Annotated in this window: 1 protein-coding gene; it reads right to left on the bottom strand. The window is 50.8% G+C overall.

Going from position 1 to position 628, the window contains the following annotated elements; translation table 11 throughout:
* Nucleotides 1-610, bottom strand: a 610-nt coding sequence (locus tag FH871_RS34470) for a GIY-YIG nuclease family protein (protein ID WP_229317763.1), incomplete at its 3' end; no start/stop codon positions are given.
* Between the last annotated feature and the right edge of the window lie 18 nt (nucleotides 611-628).

Raw genomic sequence — 628 nt, 5'->3', positions numbered from 1 at the left:
GAGTCTTGAGTTTGAATTTGGCTTCAGCTGACATGGCGGCGTTCTTGTGGTTGAAGGTCTCGTAATAGAGCAAGTCGACTGGCAAGCGTGACTTGGTGTATTTGGCTCCCTTACCGGCATTGTGGGTGGCCAGACGTTTGTCCAAATCGGTCGTATAACCGGTATAGAGGCTACCGTCCGCACACTTGAGGACATACATGTAGGCCTTGTGGTCGGGACCAAAATAGATGTCATGAATGGCGTCGGTATAGTCGCCGTTATCCTTGTGAACAATCAAGGGTGGCAAAATCTTGAGCCCGTCCAAGGAGCCGTCCTTGATGGCCTCCACCAGAATCATATTGGCTTCCTTATCCGTCTTGGGATAGACGAATTGTACCCGCTTGGGGGCCAGCTTGTATTTTTCCAGAGTGTCCATGATTTCCAGAAAGCGATCTGGTCTATGGACCAGAGCCAAGCGGCCCTTGGTTTTAAGAGCCTGCTGGCTGACCTGACAGATTTCTTCTAGGTTGGTAGCAATTTCATGGCGAGCCAGAAGGTAGTGCTGGCTGGCATTTTTCTTAGAGTTTTCGGTCGCCTTGAAATAGGGTGGGTTGCAGAGAATCAGGTCCACCTTTGAGCGAGGGGTGTG

Source organism: Larkinella sp. C7, from assembly GCF_006149005.1.
Classification (GTDB): domain Bacteria; phylum Bacteroidota; class Bacteroidia; order Cytophagales; family Spirosomataceae; genus Larkinella.
The sequence above is the reverse complement of the archived record's forward strand: the minus strand, read 5'-3'. Positions and strand labels throughout refer to the sequence as shown.